This is a genomic window from Blastopirellula sp. J2-11 (assembly GCF_024584705.1).
Classification (GTDB): domain Bacteria; phylum Planctomycetota; class Planctomycetia; order Pirellulales; family Pirellulaceae; genus Blastopirellula.
Genome location: NZ_CP097384.1, coordinates 5,824,644 through 5,840,435, shown reverse-complemented (window position 1 = coordinate 5,840,435; position 15,792 = coordinate 5,824,644). Strand labels below are relative to the sequence as shown.

General features: G+C 57.7%; 11 protein-coding genes. 6 read left to right on the top strand and 5 right to left on the bottom strand.

Annotated elements, in window-relative coordinates; all coding sequences use genetic code 11:
* Nucleotides 1–387: 387 nt before the first annotated feature.
* Nucleotides 388–1,041: an adenylate kinase family protein gene (locus tag M4951_RS23230; protein ID WP_262023987.1), complete on the top strand. Its 654-nt coding sequence runs from the start codon at nucleotides 388–390 to the stop codon at nucleotides 1,039–1,041.
* A gap of 146 nt (nucleotides 1,042–1,187) precedes the next feature.
* On the opposite strand, the gene M4951_RS23225 is transcribed toward M4951_RS23230, so the two are convergent.
* Entirely contained in the window at nucleotides 1,188–2,852 is a 1,665-nt protein-coding gene (locus M4951_RS23225; RefSeq protein ID WP_262023986.1) for a hypothetical protein, read from the bottom strand.
* A 231-nt stretch (nucleotides 2,853–3,083) separates the two neighbouring features.
* On the opposite strand from M4951_RS23225, the gene M4951_RS23220 reads away from it, so the two are divergent.
* On the top strand, nucleotides 3,084–3,347 hold the full coding sequence (locus M4951_RS23220) for a hypothetical protein (protein WP_262023985.1): 264 nt from the start codon (nucleotides 3,084–3,086) through the stop codon (nucleotides 3,345–3,347).
* A gap of 437 nt (nucleotides 3,348–3,784) precedes the next feature.
* On the opposite strand, the gene ligA is transcribed toward M4951_RS23220, so the two are convergent.
* From ligA to M4951_RS23205, 3 genes are read right to left on the bottom strand one after another with little or no spacing between them, the layout of a single operon-like run.
* Complete coding sequence (gene ligA, locus M4951_RS23215; protein WP_262023984.1) at nucleotides 3,785–5,821, bottom strand: NAD-dependent DNA ligase LigA; 2,037 nt, start codon at nucleotides 5,819–5,821, stop codon at nucleotides 3,785–3,787.
* Between the two features lie 49 nt (nucleotides 5,822–5,870).
* Nucleotides 5,871–6,251 (bottom strand): cupin domain-containing protein, encoded by a 381-nt coding sequence (locus M4951_RS23210; RefSeq protein ID WP_262023983.1) that lies wholly within the window; start codon nucleotides 6,249–6,251, stop codon nucleotides 5,871–5,873.
* Nucleotides 6,248–6,568 carry a hypothetical protein gene (locus M4951_RS23205; RefSeq protein ID WP_262023982.1) on the bottom strand — a complete coding sequence of 107 codons (321 nt, stop codon included), beginning with the start codon at nucleotides 6,566–6,568 and terminating at the stop codon, nucleotides 6,248–6,250. Before M4951_RS23205 ends, M4951_RS23210 begins: the two co-directional genes overlap by 4 nt.
* A 156-nt stretch (nucleotides 6,569–6,724) precedes the next feature.
* Between M4951_RS23205 and uvrA the strand changes: the two genes are divergently transcribed.
* Genes uvrA through M4951_RS23190 form a run of 3 tightly spaced genes read left to right on the top strand, consistent with a single transcriptional unit; the run spans nucleotide 6,725 to nucleotide 11,466 of the window.
* Nucleotides 6,725–9,574: an excinuclease ABC subunit UvrA gene (gene uvrA / locus M4951_RS23200; RefSeq protein ID WP_262023981.1), complete on the top strand. Its 2,850-nt coding sequence runs from the start codon at nucleotides 6,725–6,727 to the stop codon at nucleotides 9,572–9,574.
* A 12-nt stretch (nucleotides 9,575–9,586) separates the two neighbouring features.
* Complete coding sequence (locus M4951_RS23195) at nucleotides 9,587–10,423, top strand: hypothetical protein (protein ID WP_262023980.1); 837 nt, start codon at nucleotides 9,587–9,589, stop codon at nucleotides 10,421–10,423.
* Complete coding sequence (locus M4951_RS23190) at nucleotides 10,420–11,466, top strand: ThiF family adenylyltransferase (protein ID WP_262023979.1); 1,047 nt, start codon at nucleotides 10,420–10,422, stop codon at nucleotides 11,464–11,466. Before M4951_RS23195 ends, M4951_RS23190 begins: the two co-directional genes overlap by 4 nt.
* Nucleotides 11,467–11,483: 17 nt before the next feature.
* Here the strand turns inward: M4951_RS23190 and M4951_RS23185 are convergent, their stop codons facing one another.
* The gene (locus tag M4951_RS23185) at nucleotides 11,484–14,489 is read right to left on the bottom strand and encodes a DEAD/DEAH box helicase (RefSeq protein ID WP_262023978.1); all 3,006 of its coding nucleotides are present in this window, start codon (nucleotides 14,487–14,489) and stop codon (nucleotides 11,484–11,486) included.
* Between the two features lie 101 nt (nucleotides 14,490–14,590).
* Between M4951_RS23185 and M4951_RS23180 the strand changes: the two genes are divergently transcribed.
* Nucleotides 14,591–15,643: a peptidase gene (locus M4951_RS23180; RefSeq protein ID WP_262023977.1), complete on the top strand. Its 1,053-nt coding sequence runs from the start codon at nucleotides 14,591–14,593 to the stop codon at nucleotides 15,641–15,643.
* The last annotated feature ends 149 nt before the right edge of the window (nucleotides 15,644–15,792 follow it).

The window sequence follows — 15,792 nt, the reverse complement described above, 5'->3', positions numbered from 1 at the left end:
TCACAAGCACGGGAAATGCGTTTGATTACTTCGAACCGTATTGGAATTGCCGATCGATTTTCTCTCGCTTGCGCTTTTTGAGGTTGCGCTATTTGCAATTCACGAATGATCGAACGTGAATAAAGGACCATATACCCGTCCAGCATCAACCGAAAATCGTCACACTAGCCCGCTGCGCGAGCGAGGGAATGCGGTTGGCGATCCCAACTCGGATTGAATTGGCGAGCCGCATTCCCTCGCTGGCGCTGGCGGGCTAGTGTTTACTTGGCTCGAAAAAGCGCAACCTCAAAACTTGCGTTTCGGATAGGAAGAGAATCGCCCGCCAAATTTTCCCTTAGTGCGGCTTCAAAAAATTGAGCTTCGGTAGTAGATTCCGAGAGTCGAACGATGCAAAAATTTGTGATTATGGGCGTTCAGGGGTGCGGCAAAGGAACGCAGGCCAAGCTGCTTTGTAAAGCGTACGACCTGGCGCATATCAGCGTCGGTGATATCTTTCGTTGGAATATCGCGCATCACACCAAGTTGGCGGCGCGCATCCAGCGAATCATCAGCCGCGGCGATTTGGTCAGCGATGAAATTGTCGCCGAGATCGTCCAGCGTCGGCTGGCCGACCATGACTGGAACTTTGGTTTTATTTTGGACGGCTTTCCTCGCAGCGTCGTCCAAGCCGAGTTTTTTCTGGAATCGTATGACATTGATGCGGTGATTCATATTGTGGTGCCGGACGAAGTCGTGCGCGAGCGCGTCCTCTCACGCCGGCTCTGCAGCGGCTGCGGACTTGACTACAACTTGATCCATCATCGCCCGCAGGAGATTGATAAGTGCGACGTTTGCGGCGCGGCGCTTACACAGCGAGCCGACGATACTCCGAGCGCTGTGGCGGATCGCTTGAAGACGTATCACGAAAAGACGGCGCCGATCTTAGAACTATTTCGACGCAAAGAGCTCGTCCTAGAAGTGGAAGGCATGCAGCCAGCCGAGTTTGTGCAAAAAGAGATCCAAACGCAGCTTGGATTGAAATCACCTAGACGCTCGCAGTAGGAAGACATGCGTTTCCCACGAAAACGTGGTAAAAGCGTGAATCCAGAAATAGAAAAAGGGAGTTCTCTGTTTGCAAAGAGAACTCCCTTTCTACCTACGGCAGCAGAGCGTGACCTCCGACCGCCGTCTGGGATCCGGTAGTTTGATTAACGCAGGATTGCTCCCGAAATCTGGCGAGCGATTGCTTGCGGCTGTTCGCCTAGCGACCGATCGGCCATTCGCTGCAGCTCGTGGGGGCGAAGTGAAACGACAACGCTCGAACTGCGAACCAGGGCTCCGCTCACCGCTTGGGCGAAGCGGAAGAATCCGCTCTGCTGCGGCTGCGACGCTTGCAGCACTTCGGTCTTGAACGTCATCAGCTGACGCAACGAAGCCAAAGCCGACTCGACGTCCAGACTCCCCGCCGATAGTTCACTGCGTAGCGAAACCAACTCGCCGAGAGTTTCTCGAGCTTCACCGCTGTCGCCCGCCTGGCAGATCAGTTCCGCTTCAATCCGCATCATGTCGCCGGCGACCTGGCGAGCTCGCATCGTCAACGGCGCCGCTTGCACCAACTCTTGCTGCAAAGCGAAGATGTTCTGCTGGGCGATTTCGGCGGCGACGGCGTTGGTTCGCGAGTTTACGAGCTCGTCATGCAAATGCAGCATGTTGCCGAGCACGACGTCCGCCTGGCGAGCTTGCGGCACGCTGTCGACCAACTCGTCTTGCATGCCGAGCAAGTTTTGCAGGACATTGTCGGCGCGTCGCGACTGCGAAGTAGCGGAGAGCAATTCCCCTTGCAATCCCAAGATGTTGCCGAGCACCATGTCGGCTTGGCGAGCTTCGGTCGCGGAGAGGATAATCTCGTCCTGACGAGCGAGCATATTCTCGAGCAGCAGATCGGCGTGACGCGTCTGCGACTGGGAAGCCAATACTTTGTCCAGCAGCTTGGTCAACGATCCCAGATTGTTCTCTAGGTTGGCGACGTATGAGTGGCGCGAGACCTTGGCGAGTTCGCCGGGGATCGCCAAGACGTTGTCGAGCAGCATGTCGGCCTGACGCATGTTGGCGGCGCTGTGCAGCGTCTTGTCTTGCAGACGCAACAACCCTTCGACGGCGCGATCGGTCGTCGCCAGATCGCGATCCGCCCTCGCGATCCGCGATTGGGCGTTGAGCAGTTGGTTGAGCGTTTGCTCGGCGGCCAGCGCCGCCGGATACTGATCTTGCATGCGGCGATGCAACGACGCGACCCGGTCGAGCGTCACTTCGGTGCGAGCTAGATCCTGCTCGACGCGTTGCGCTCGGCTACGTAGATTGTCGGCGTTGGTCAGTGCGGCGATCGCGTCGAGCGTGCCTGCATCTTGCTCTAGCAACGTACGGTGGATGTAGTCGATGTTTTCGACCACACGGACGGACGCGGCGGCGGCATGGGCCTGATCATTTAAGCGTTGCTGCAGTCGATCAAGCCGCATCAAGGCGGCCTCCACTTGTCGGAAATCAGTTTGGCTGGCGGCCAACTCACAGCGGATGTTCTCCAGCGAGTCGAGCGAAGCGCGAGCAGCGGCAAATTGCTCGGCTTGCTGTTGCAACGAAGACATCAAGTCATTCGTCTCGGTCACGCTCGACTTGAAGGAGACCAATTCCTTCAAGGTGCGATCGACTCGCGAGATCCGCAGTTCGAGGGCCTGCGTATCGTTTTGCGCCGGGCGCACAATCACGATATAGAGCAAAACCACGCCAAAAATGATTCCGAAAGAAAAGGCGCCCCACGAAAAAGGCTCCTGTTGGTTGACATTCTCACTATGTCGTCCCGCCTGGTTTTTCGCCGCCACGTTCCGTCTCCTACCGGTAGAATTTCGGTTGCGCATCTCCACGCAGCCTTCCCTTCCTTGTTTATCGACGCACTCTCTCCAAATTTCCACCCTTTCTTAGTCGCTTAGGTCGGTGCTAGCAAAATTGGGCGAGTTTGACGCGTCTGTCGATTCGCCTGGACGCGGCGGCGGGAGATTGTTACGCTCCCGAACCGATTTAATTCGGGCGACTTTGCAAATAAGGAAGCGAGTATGACTACGAACAACTTCAATTTCTTTCAGTGGATGCGCGACGGCGTGAAACAGGCGGTGTTGCTCGGCGTGAATGACGCTGTCGAGCAAATCGGCATGCCGGTTGAGCAAGAGAAAGGGAAGTCTGACTTCCTGGGTCTGATGGGCGATGTTGGCGAGACGGCCGCTGCTCGCAAATCACTTGGCTCGACCGCGACCAGCGCCGGTCCTCGTACCAAGCGTTTGGGACGCAGCTTGAAAGACATCAACACAGACAGCAAATAAGAAGCTGTCCTCAAGCAACGAATCGGGCGCCGTAGCACTTCGACGCCCGATTCGCCACCAGAACCCTGTTAACACGCTCATTCTCAGAACGCTAATTTTGGGAAGGCGGTCGCCGTTCTAATGGATGGACGATCGCGATCTCGTCATCTTCGTCCAGCTCTTGCCCGCACTGGTCGCAGTGAAAGTGACTTGAAAGCGGTTGCATCGCAGCGACGACAGTTTTGCATCGAAGACATCGATACCAAGCGGTCGCCCTTTCTCGCAAATTGAGAGACAGAATTCGCATGCCCCTGATCCCCAAAAGAGTCATTAGAATTAGATAAAAAAGTTGGCTCACTGGCTGATTGGCTGGCTGCCTACTTATCTAAGCGAATTCAAAATGATTTGGAGGACAAAAAAATCATTTGTGCGGAGAAATGTCGCATATTTGCATCAAATCAGTTGGCCTGGGGGGAGTGGTCTCCTGCCAAAAGTGCTTCAAATTCTGCTTCACTCAGAACCTTGACCCCCAGTTGTTGGGCTTTCGCCAATTTGCTTCCCGCTTTTTCTCCGGCGACCACATAGTCGGTTTTCTTCGAAACACTGGAGGTCGCTTTGCCTCCATGCTTTTCGATCAGCTCCTGAATTTCATCTCGTCCGTATTTCACCAGCGTCCCGGTCACGACGAGCGTTTTACCGGCCAGCGGGCCCTCCGTTTCGTCGGAAGCGGCGACATCCGGAACATCCTCGGTCAGTTTGAGCCCCAATAGACGTAGGTCTGCGATCGTTTGTTGACCAAAGTCGCTGGCGAAAAAGTGGTGCACGCTGGCCGCGATGATCGGCCCGATTTCATTGACCGCGGCGATCTCCTCTTCACTGGCGCTAAGCAACGCATCCACCGTCACAAAATGGCGGGCCAGCAACTGCGCGACGCGATTGCCGACATGACGGATCGATAGCGCATTCAATAGTCGGGCGAGCCCGCGGTCTTTGCTGGAGACGATGGACGCGATCAGATTTTCGCTCGACTTCTTTCCCATCCGTTCTAACTGCGACAATTCTTCGGTCGTCAATCGATAGATGTCGCCATAGCTCTTGACCAATTCATCCACGACTAACTGGTCGACCAATTTGTCTCCCAGTCCTTCGATATCCATCGCATTGCGTGACGCAAAATATCCGATCCGTTCTTTCAATTGCGCAGGACAAGTCTCGCGATTGGGGCAGCGAATATAAACGCCTCCTTCGTCCTTTACGAGCGTTGTCTTGCAAATCGGACAGACGGTGGGAAACTCGAACTTCGGCAGTTCCGTCTTGCGCTCGTGCATCTCTACGCGCACGATGTGCGGAATGATCTTACCTGCTTTCTCGACGACCACCACATCGCCGATGCGAATATCGAGCCGCTCGATCTGCTCGGCGTTGTGTAGGCTCGAGCGCGAGACTGTCGTGCCGGCCAATTCGACCGGCTCAAGTTCGGCGATCGGCGTGATCGTGCCGGTCTTGCCCACTTGCACCCGAATGTCGTTCAGCTTGGTGATCGCTTCGTACTTCTCAAATTTGTAGGCGATGATCCAGCGCGGGCTTTTGGTCGTGCTTCCTAGTCTTTCGCGTTGTTCAAAGCGATTGACCTTCAGCACCAGGCCATCGACCTCGAAAGGCAGGTCTTGCAGCGTTTCGATCAGCGTTTCGCAATGAGCGACCGCGGCGTCAAAATTTGCAAACGCTTCCACCTTCGGCGTCGGCGACAGTCCGTATTGTTTCAGTTCGTTCAGAAAGTCGATGTGGGACTCGCTTTTCAAGCCTTCCACATAACCGACTCCGTGCGTAAACATGCGTAAGTTTCGCTCGGCGCAGATGCGTGGATCGAGCAACCGAATGCTGCCGGCGGTGACGTTGCGCGTGTTCTTGTAAAGCGCTTCGCCCGCTTCGGCCAGACGTTCGTTGATTCGCGACAACTCCTCGTTGGTCATATAGATTTCGCCCCGCACTTCCAGAACCGGCGGAACGTCGTCGCCAGCCAATTGCAGCGGGATATCTTTGATCGTCCGAATATTGTGGGTGATGTCGTCGCCGACCTGACCGTTGCCGCGCGTCACTCCACGAATGAGTTGTCCATTTTCGTACAGTAGCGAAGCGGCGACGCCGTCAATTTTCAGTTCGACGACCCACTCGATTTTTTCCTCGGGCAGCAGCTTTTGAATTCGTTCGCCATACGCTTTTAGCTCTTCCAGGCTGTAGGTGTTGTCGATCGACAACATCGGCACGCGATGCGCCACTTGATTCAGATGCTCGACCGGCTGATCGCCGATTCGCTGCGTGGGGCTATCAGGCGTAATCAACTGCGGGTTTTCGGCCTCGAGATGCTTCAACCGATTGAGCAACTTGTCGTACTCTAGATCGCTGATCTCCGATTTCGCTTCGACATAGTACATCCGATCATGACGGCGGATTTCGGCCCGCAGTTGATCAATCTCTTCTTGGACGGCTGCCATACGTAGTCCTTCGCGTACTGGAGTCGAGCGAAACGAGCGGTCGCGGCGCTTACTCGGCGCATTCCGGCTTGGCGACAAACTGAGCGTTATTCGCCGAGTTGGGCACCAGGCACAAAAACTTCAGTGGAGCCTCGCCCACGTTCTGAAATTGATGCACTTCGTCGGGCGCCACATAGATGACGTCGCCTGCTTTGATTTCGCGCGGTTGGTCGCCCTCGAGCACGACGCCGGCGCCGGCGATGACGTAAACCTCGTGCTCGTAGGGATGATGATGCTTGGGCGTGTGCCCACCAGGCTCGACTTCAAACTGGCGCATCGCAAAGTTAGGGGCGCCATCTTGGTCGTTGATCAGTTGCCGTACCTGACAGCCGGTCGCTCCATCCATTTTCACTGGGTTGGCGACCGATTGTTCAAAGTGCTGGACTTTCATTGGTTTTCTCGTTTGTTTTCGTCCGCAGGGGCGGTGGTTTGTTCCAACTTCAGGGCCGCTTTTGCTTCGGCGCGGCGGGTCCAGTAGTCGTCTGTCATGATCGCCAAGACGGTGCAGATCGCCAATATGCCCAATTCGGCCATTAAGAGCGTAAACCCGTGTTGGCGAAAGAAATCGACCATTCCGCCGGCGTCGGCCGTCCGATTGAGCAGCCGAACCGTCATGACGCCATAGCCGCAAGCAGTGATGGCGAAAGCGGTTCCGGCGACTAGCAGCGCGACGAAGAACGGATTGAAAGTTTTAATGACTCGGCTCATGACGTTACCCTATTTGCGACACTCTATCGGACTGCCGGGGGGCAAGCAAGCCGCTGGGCGTCCTCGCTACTATCTTGTCCGCGTAGGCGGGGGTAAGATGAAGGATTCTACGATCGTCGCCAGCGTGCGTGGAGAGGAAGTGGGGAGGAGCCAGCGTTGCCCAATACGTCGATTCAACTCCGAGGAGTCGAAGTCCACAATCTAAAAAAAGTGGATCTCGATCTCGATCATCGCAAGCTTATTGTCTTCTGCGGCGTTAGCGGCAGCGGCAAGACCAGCATGGCGCTCGATACGTTGTATGCCGAAGGGCAACGACGCTACATCGAGAGCTTCTCGGCCTATACGCGGCAATTTCTGGAGCGCCTCGAAAAACCAGCCGCCGAATCGATCGACGGCATTCCGCCGGCGCTTGCGGTGACCCGCGGCAATGACTCTCGCTCGAATCGATCGACTGTCGGCACCGCGACCGAAACGACCGACTATTTGCGCCTGTTGTTCGCCAAAGTAGGCGAGATCATCTGTCCGTGTTGCGGCGCCAAGATCCAGCGCGACACGCCGCAGGAAGTCGCCCAGCGCATACTTGAGATGAACTCGCCAGGCCGGATGATGCTCACCTTTCCGGTCGCTCCCGACCAAGAAGAAACGTGGGATCAGGTCGTCGCCGATTTGCGCGAAGATGGTTTCGTACGCGTGATCTCTGGACAACAAACGCTCAACCTGACATCGGACTCGCAGCAGCTGAACGGCGGCGCTGTGCAAGCGATCGCCGATCGTCTCTCAGGCGAAGGACTGAAAGCGGAGCGTCTGCAAGAATCGCTCGAAACGGCGTTTTTGCATGGCGAAGGAGTTTGCCAATTGCTGGTCGAGTCGGAAGAGCTGAACGGCGCCGGCGACCACGGAATTTTGCAACAGATCGACGGCCGCAGTTGGCGACGACACGTTTACAGCAATCAACTCCGCTGCGACGCGTGCAATCTCGAGTTCATCGAGCCCGAGCCGCGACTCTTTAATTTCAACAGTCCTCTCGGCGCTTGTCAGGCCTGCGAAGGTTTTGGCAACGTGATCGACATGGACATGGACCTGATCGTGCCGGACGTCAGCAAAACGCTGGCCGACGGTGCGATCGCTCCCTGGAATACGCCGGCCTATCATCATGAGCTGGAAGAGTTGCTGGCGCTGGCCAAAGACTACGATCTGCCGACCAACGTTCCGTTTCGTGAACTGACCGAAGAGCACCTGCGTCTGATTCGCGAAGGCGTTCCCGAACGCGAATTTGGCGGCCTGAAAGGGTTCTTCCAATGGCTCGAACGGCGCAAGTACAAAATGCACTTGCGCGTTTTCCTCAGCCGTTGGCGCAGTTTCCGCGATTGCGAATCGTGCCACGGCAAACGGCTCCGTCCTGAATCGCTCGCCGTTCGCATCGGCGGCAAGAACATCGCCGAAGTTTCGACGATGAAAATTCGGGACTCGTACGAGTTTTTCAAGTCGCTGAAAATCGACCCGCGCCATCAAGCGGTCGCTCGTCAGGTATTGTCGCAATTGCTCGATCGATTGAAATACCTGAATGTGGTCGGGCTGGGCTACTTGGCGCTGGATCGGACGATCCGCACGCTCAGCGGCGGCGAGGCGCAGCGCGTCGCTTTGACCAGTACGCTCGGCTCCAGTCTAGTCAACATGCTCTATGTGTTTGATGAGCCCTCAGTCGGTTTGCATCCGGCGGATGTCGAACGTCTGGCCGGAGCGATTCGCGATCTGAATAAGCGCGGCAACACGGTTGTGCTGGTCGAACACGAAGAGTCGATGATTCGCCGCGCCGACGAGATCATCGAATTTGGCCCCGGCGCCGGTGAACGCGGCGGAGAAATCATCTTCCAAGGAACGCCGCAAGAGTTGCTGACCTCGGATGAAACGTTGACCGGCGACTATCTGATGGGGCGTCGCAAGGTGATCCATCTCGAGAAACGCCGCGAAACGACGCATGGTCGCGTCCGTATTAAAGGCGCCCGCGGCAACAACCTGAAAAACATCGAAGTCGAGTTCCCGCTCGGCGTTCTCTGTGTCGTGACCGGAGTCAGCGGCGCCGGCAAAAGTACGCTGGTCGACAATACGCTCTATCCGGCGCTCTGCCGCCGCAAGCGGAAAGAAGCCCCCAAGGCGCTTGACTGCGATGATGTCTTTGGCGATGGCCAGATCGACGATGTAGTCCTAGTCGATCAAAGCCCGATTGGTCGTTCTCCACGCTCGAACCCGGTCACCTACATTAAAGCGTTTGACGAGATCCGGTCGGTCTTCGCCGCGACAGTCCAGGCGCGTACGCACAATTTCACCGCGAGCCATTTCAGCTTTAACGTCAACGGCGGACGCTGTGACGCTTGCGACGGGGACGGTCATATCGCGATTGATATGCAGTTTCTTGCTGACGTCTACATGAAGTGCCCAGAGTGCAAAGGGCGCCGCTACAAAAAGGATGTGCTGGAAGTTTTGTACCGCGGCAAGAACATCGCCGAAGTGCTGAACATGACAATTCGCGAAGCGTTCGTCTTCTTCCGCGGCCAGCCGAAAGTACAAGCCAAACTGCAGCGATTGATTGATGTCGGACTCGACTATTTGCGTCTTGGCCAGCCGGCCAACACGCTCTCTGCCGGTGAAGCGCAGCGTTTGAAGTTAGCAGGCTATCTGGCCTCCTCCAAACGGGGACGCACCCTCTTTTTGCTGGATGAGCCGACTACCGGTTTGCACTTCGCCGATATTGCTCAGTTGCTCGACTGCTTCAACTCGCTGCTGCAAGTTGGACACTCGCTGATTGTCGTCGAGCATAATCTGCACATGATGATGGCGGCTGATTACATCATCGACATGGGCCCCGGCGCCGCCGATGAAGGGGGCCAGGTCGTTGCGACCGGCACGCCGGAGGAGGTCGCACAGAATGAGAACTCGCGCACCGGTCGCGCCTTGGCTGAAGCATTGTTGTCACGCTCCGGCGTGCGACTCGCCCCCAAAGAATAGAATCGAGTCGCGATGACTCCTGATCTGCTCACCAAATCCTGGACGATTCGCCAAGGCGCTACGAGCGAGGCGCGCGTCGAGCTTTGGATCGATGGCCCCGTCGATCGCGATACGCGAATTGAAGGGCCAAGCAACGCTTTCGCACAAACGTTGACCGCCCAGTATCGGGTCGAAAAAATCGACGGCGGCCCGGCGCCCTTTCGCGCGGTGCTGCCGGAGCCGAACTTTTGGACTCCCCGCACTCCTTCCTGCTATCGCATCACCGGGGCTGCGCAACCTTTCGGCCTTCGTGACTTGCATGTGCGCGGTTCGCATCTATGGCTCGAAAATCATCGTTTCGTACTCCGTGCAGCTGCCGCCTCGCAAGCCGAACTTGTCGATTTTACTCCGTGGCGAACCAGCGGACTGGCCGCGATCGTGGCGATCCCTACGCAGGAACTTTGCGAGCGAGCGCTGTTGGCAGGCGTGCATTTGATTGCAGATCTATCGGACGCTCATCACAACGACATCGCCAGCGAAGTCGCTCGCCTGGCCGCTTGGGCTTCGATCGCAATGGCGATTTTGCCGGGACGAATCCAACTACCGGACATGAAGCTGTCGGCGCCTCATTTGCCGTTGGCCTGCTTGGGCGAAGAAGCGGCGCCTGACTGGGCCGATGTGGTGATCAACTGCTTGGAAGAGAGTATCGCGCTGGTGACTCCTAACGGCGACCAGCCAGAAATCTTGTGGCGTTGTCAATCAGCGTCGGCCGTGACGCCTGGCGAGCTGCGAGTCGAATGCGATCGCCTGCAAGCCGAAGTGGTCGGCGCATCAAACTTCAGCGGTCTCTGGGTCGGGAGCGTGCGATGAGTGACGATGTGGCTAAGCCTGAAGATCGCTACGCTCGGCAAGTCGCCTATCACGCGATTGGCGCCGCAGGACAGACGAAACTCGCAGGCGGGACGGCGCTGATCGTCGGACTCGGCGCGCTGGGAAGCGTGATCGCCGAGACGCTCGCTCGCGCTGGCGTCGGCCATTTGCGAATAGTGGACCGGGACTTTCTGGAGTGGAACAACCTGCAGCGACAGGTTCTCTATACCGAACAAGATGTGCGTGATCGCCTGCCGAAAGCGGTCGCCGCCGAGCAACGCTTACGAGCGATCAACTCTGAAATCAACATCGAAACGCATGTCGCCGATGTCGACTATCGCAACGTCGAAGATCTAGCCGCCGGCGTCGATGTGATCATCGATGGGACCGATAACTTTGGCGTCCGGTTTCTGCTGAATGACGCCTCGTTGAAGCTCGGGATTCCCTGGATCTACGGCGGTTGCGTCGGCGCCGAAGGGCGGATGATGGTGATCTTGCCGGGCGAAACCCCGTGCTTCCGTTGTTTGATGCCGGAGCCCCCGCCTGCCGAGATGACGCCGACCTGCGATACCGCCGGCGTTGTCGCGCCGATCGTCAACGTAGTTGCATCACTCGAAGCGCTCGAAGCGATCAAGCTGCTCTCCGGCAATCGTGACGCGGTGCAGCGAGAGTTCGTGGTCGTTGATCTGTGGGAAAATCGCTGGCGTCAAATCAAGCTCGACAATTTGCGCGACAACGCCGATTGCCCTGCCTGCGGTCAGCAACAATACGAATGGCTCCGCGGCGAGTTGGGTGGCCAATCAACCGTGCTGTGCGGACGCAACGCGGTGCAGATTAGCTTTCCCGATCGCCCTGCCGTATCACTGGAGGCGCTGGCCGAGAAGCTCGCTGGCGTCGGCCGGGTCGAAAAGAATCCTTATCTATTGCGACTGCATGTCGACGAATACGTGCTCACCATCTTTCCCGACGGTCGCGCGATCATCGCCGGCACGACGGAACCGTCTGTAGCGCGCACGCTCTACTCGCGCTATGTCGGCGGATAGCGAATGGCTTTCATCGCTTAGGAAAAAACTTCCTTCTCATGATACGAACCGCGCGGAGTGAGGCCTGCTTTTTCGGCTTCGATTCGTAGTTCTTCGCCGGCGCCGCGCAGAGAGAACATCGCCTGGCCGGGGCTGACATATTGATTCCAATACTTTTCGTAGATCTCGGCGCTCTCTTTCTTTTTGGCCAGCGCCGAAGGCACCGCGTGCAGCATCACCATCTCATCATTTTGTTGTTCGAGATACTGGCCCAAAAATTGGGGCAACAACTTCGACCAAAAAGTGGGCGTCGAGAAACGGAGCTTCCGCGGCACCACGTACCGGGGGCGATGCAGCGGGCCGAGCGCTTCACGCAGCGAGGTCGCAAACAACTCGCTCTCTTCCTCGGACGCGTCGTCCAGAAACATCCGGACATATCCGCCGGCTCGCGATTTAACCTGCGGCCGAGCCGATGGAGTAATTTGTTGAGTCTCGGCCAAGGCCGACAAGATCGCTGTGCCGATGCTCATCGCCAATGAATCGTCGCGCCACACTTCTCCTTTGGCGGCGAACGGCGGAAAGCCGGATTGTTCGCGCTCGTCGCGCTCGAGTCGAACTTCCAGCGTGGTTCGCGGCTGGCCATGATAGGGCTGACCAATCTTCCAGTGTTCCCGAGCGGTCGTCCGTTGTCCGGCGCGGACCAGCATGTCGCCGTTGAGCAGGCGAACCGAGTCTTCCAGCAGTTCGGGACGCAAGTCGGTCAGCGCCGCATGGACATGCCCGACCCCTTTTTCAATTTCGCCGTCGTCGGTGACCCCAAAGATGTTGTCATGCTTCTTGCGAAAGCGGGCGTAGTCGTCAAGGCCCTTGCTGAACTCGGGCGCGATGCAGACCACATCCCAGTTATTGGCGACTTTCTCGGGAACGGCTGGATCCAACCGAAACGAACGTCCACGAAGTTGTCGCACCGACATGCTGGTCGTGACCGTCGTCAGATCGATCAAAACGTTGATCTTATTGGCGTCCCAACCTTCCCCCAAGAGACCGCGGGTGCCGACCAGACAGCGGGAGACCCCTTGCTGGAAGAGTTCGGTGATCATCTCGATATAGACGCGCGGCGACCAATCAGCGCCTTGGCCGCGGACGACGCAAAATCCTTCTTCTTCGCCGTATTCGAGTTCAACGCGGAAGCCTTCTTTCTGCAGCCAGGCATGCGCCACATGATCAAACTGCGGTTGTAGATCGTCATCGATCAGGACGCTGGAGCCGGTCACCAAGATCGGTTGCAGTCGATCGGTTTGTTCATCTAGCAGCAGCGTGCGAAATGCGGCGACGGCGCCGCCGGCTTCTTCATCGAGCAAATCGGCCGTTTCGGGCATGACGGCGGCGGTTTTTTCATAGTCGGCGACGACGATCGCGCGAATCGAATCTCCGAGCGTCGCCATCTCGGCGTGCAAAATCGGGATGACGGCGCGGGCTTTTTCACGCGAGTAAGCCAACACGCGACCGACCGGCGAAGCGCAGGCCTGACAACCGGTTTCGGTAATCTGCACGCCGAGCATCCGCAGTCGCGTGATGATGTCGCGCGCCAACGCGTGGTCGTCCGAATTGGGAGAACGTCGCAACGCGTGTCGGACGTAACGATCAAGCACCGGGACCAGAATCGCCATCTCGGGGGCTTCAGCTGACGGGTCCCACTCGGCAGGCGGAACATCTGCCGGTAGGGCCAACTCGCGCATTTGTAAGAAGACGCGCGCCGCCGCGGCGAACTCGGGATCGCGCCGTTCGAAGGCCGACCAGGTGTTGAACTTCTGCGCCGCATGCTTCTTCTCGGCGAGCGAAGTCAGCAACCACGCGGGAAGCGGCGCGATACGGGGCGCGTCGGCGACTGTTTCGACCTCTATTTCGGCGACGGCGACCGGATCGACCCTGGCGGTCGGTTCGGACTCGGCCTCTTCTGCGTAGGCCGCTTCCGCCGAACCGACGACTTGCAGCGCCGAAAGATCGAGCAACTGGATCGGCGCCTCTTCTTCTTCGGTCGGCTCGGATGTCGGCGGTTTGACCGGCTGGGGGGCGACGACTTCCTGTGACGCGGCGCTCCCGTCGCGCGGTGCGCTGGCGAGATCAACGATCTCGTGCAGCAGATCATCGGCGTTGGCGACGTAGCGCAATTCGGCTTCGCTGGGCCGCACAAAGTAGGCGAGGTCTTGATAGGGCGCCAGGAAACCGTCCTTCACCACCGCCGGGACCGGGACGTCGTAATCGATTGGGCCAAAGAAGGTTGCGTAACGTTCAAAGTCTTGGGGAGATTTGTTATCGACATCCGGGGGCGTCGCCGTCAGGCCCAGGATGACCGGATTGTCGAACATCACCGCGGCGTCCGCCAACACGCGTCCCCAGTGACCGACCAGATGATGACACTCGTCCAGGATGATCAGCCCGATCTGCTGCGTCTTTAACCGGTCGAGTGTCGCCAGCGACGAACGATGCAGCATGTCGAGCGTATCCCCGCGCTGGCTCGCTTCGTCGCGAATCTCTTTGCGATAGGCGGACAGACGTTGATCATAGTAGTCGCGATTGTGCTTCTGCAGATCGCGGATCCAGATGCGGGCCTCTTCGGGATCGCGAGCCGCCTCTTTTTCGATCAGCTTGCCGCGCCACAGATCGAGCGCGGCGTCATCGAGTCCGTCGTCACCGCGGCGCGGCAGCGTAACCGATTGATAGGTGAGCGACGTGAGCAAGCCGGGAGTCTTGGGGTCGGTGCTGGCCAACTCGCCGCCGGGCGGCGTGCGATCAAACAGGTCGGTCCGCGCCGCCCATTGCATTTGAATGGCCGAATTGGGAGAGAGGACCAGCGCCGGACGCTTCACGCATTCGGCCCAGAGATACAGGCCCAAAACGGTCTTTCCCGATCCCGGCGGGGCGACGACATAGAGTTGCCGCTCGCCCGAATCGAGGCTTTTGCGGGCTATTTCCACCGCATCCTGTTGTGAAGGGCGCAGTTTTCCGCGAAACCGAACTTGCGGGAATTGGGCGTTGGCCATGAGGCGAGTTCTCGTAAAATGAAGAGATTACGTACAGATTTTCTGGCTTACCGCCGTTGCAAACGCTTTCCTAGTTTAGCCCCCGATAAGGTTCCCGCCGCATGGCTTCGCCAACACGACGACAATTTCTCCAATCAACTGCCGTCGCCGCTACCGTTGCGGCGACTCCTTTGTTTCTACGTGCCGAAAACAAATCGGGCTCTGCGCCGGTTCGCGTCGGTTCTGGAGAGCATACCTACGAATGTCACCATTATTGGGGCGAACTTCCCAGCAGCGTCCAGTGGGGCGCGACGCACGGCGTCGCGCTTGATAAGTCTGGCCTCATTTATATCACGCATCAAAGTCCCGCTGGCGAAGCGATGGACGCCGTTGTCGCATTTGACGCTGATGGTAAATGCGTTCGCTCGTTTGGCAAAGAGTTTCACGGCGGCGGACATGGACTGGAATTGCGTGCCGAAGATGGGCAAGAGTTTCTCTACTTGTGCGACGTCAAAAATCGCCAGATCGCCAAGCTGGACCTGAAGGGCGAAGTGGTTTGGAGGCAAGGTTTTCCTGAACAATCGGGCAAGTACAAAAATGCGAAGGGCTATTGCCCGACCAACATCGCCCTGGCGCCGAGCGGCGGCTTTTATGTAGGCGACGGATATGGTTCGCACTATGTCCATCAGTATGACGCAGACGCGAATTGGGTCCGCAGTTGGGGCGGTCGCGGAACCAAGCCGGGCGAGCTGAATTGTCCGCACGGTCTGTACGTCGATACGCGTCCTGGTCGTGAGCCGTCGTTAGCGGTGACCGATCGGGCCAACAATCGCCTGCAATATTTCTCGCTGGATGGCGAGCATTTGAGCTATGTCGACAACCTGGTTTATCCTTCGTCGCTGGACGTGCAGGGAGAAGTGATGCTGGTCGGCGAATTGGATTCGCGGCTGACGCTGCTCGACAAAGAGAACAACGTCATCACCTATCTCGATGACGATCCGGCCTGGCGGAAGACGGTCAACGCGAATGGTCGCCGCGTTCGGTCGCAGCGCGACAAGTGGGTCGAGGGAAAGTTTGTTCATCCGCACGACGCGACATTTGACGCGGATGGCAACATCTATCTTGCCGAATGGGTTGTCGGCGGCCGCGTCTCCTTCCTGAAGAAGGTGGGCTAAAGCCGAGAAGAAAAGAGCGATCAAGTCGCCAACGGCGTCAACCGTCAGGTTGACGCCGTTTTTTGTTTCTTGTCCGGCGCCCTTGTTTTGGGTTTAGTTTCAGCGGCTGAAGCGGTTAGCAGGGCCGCAGAATCACTACGATCCCTCTA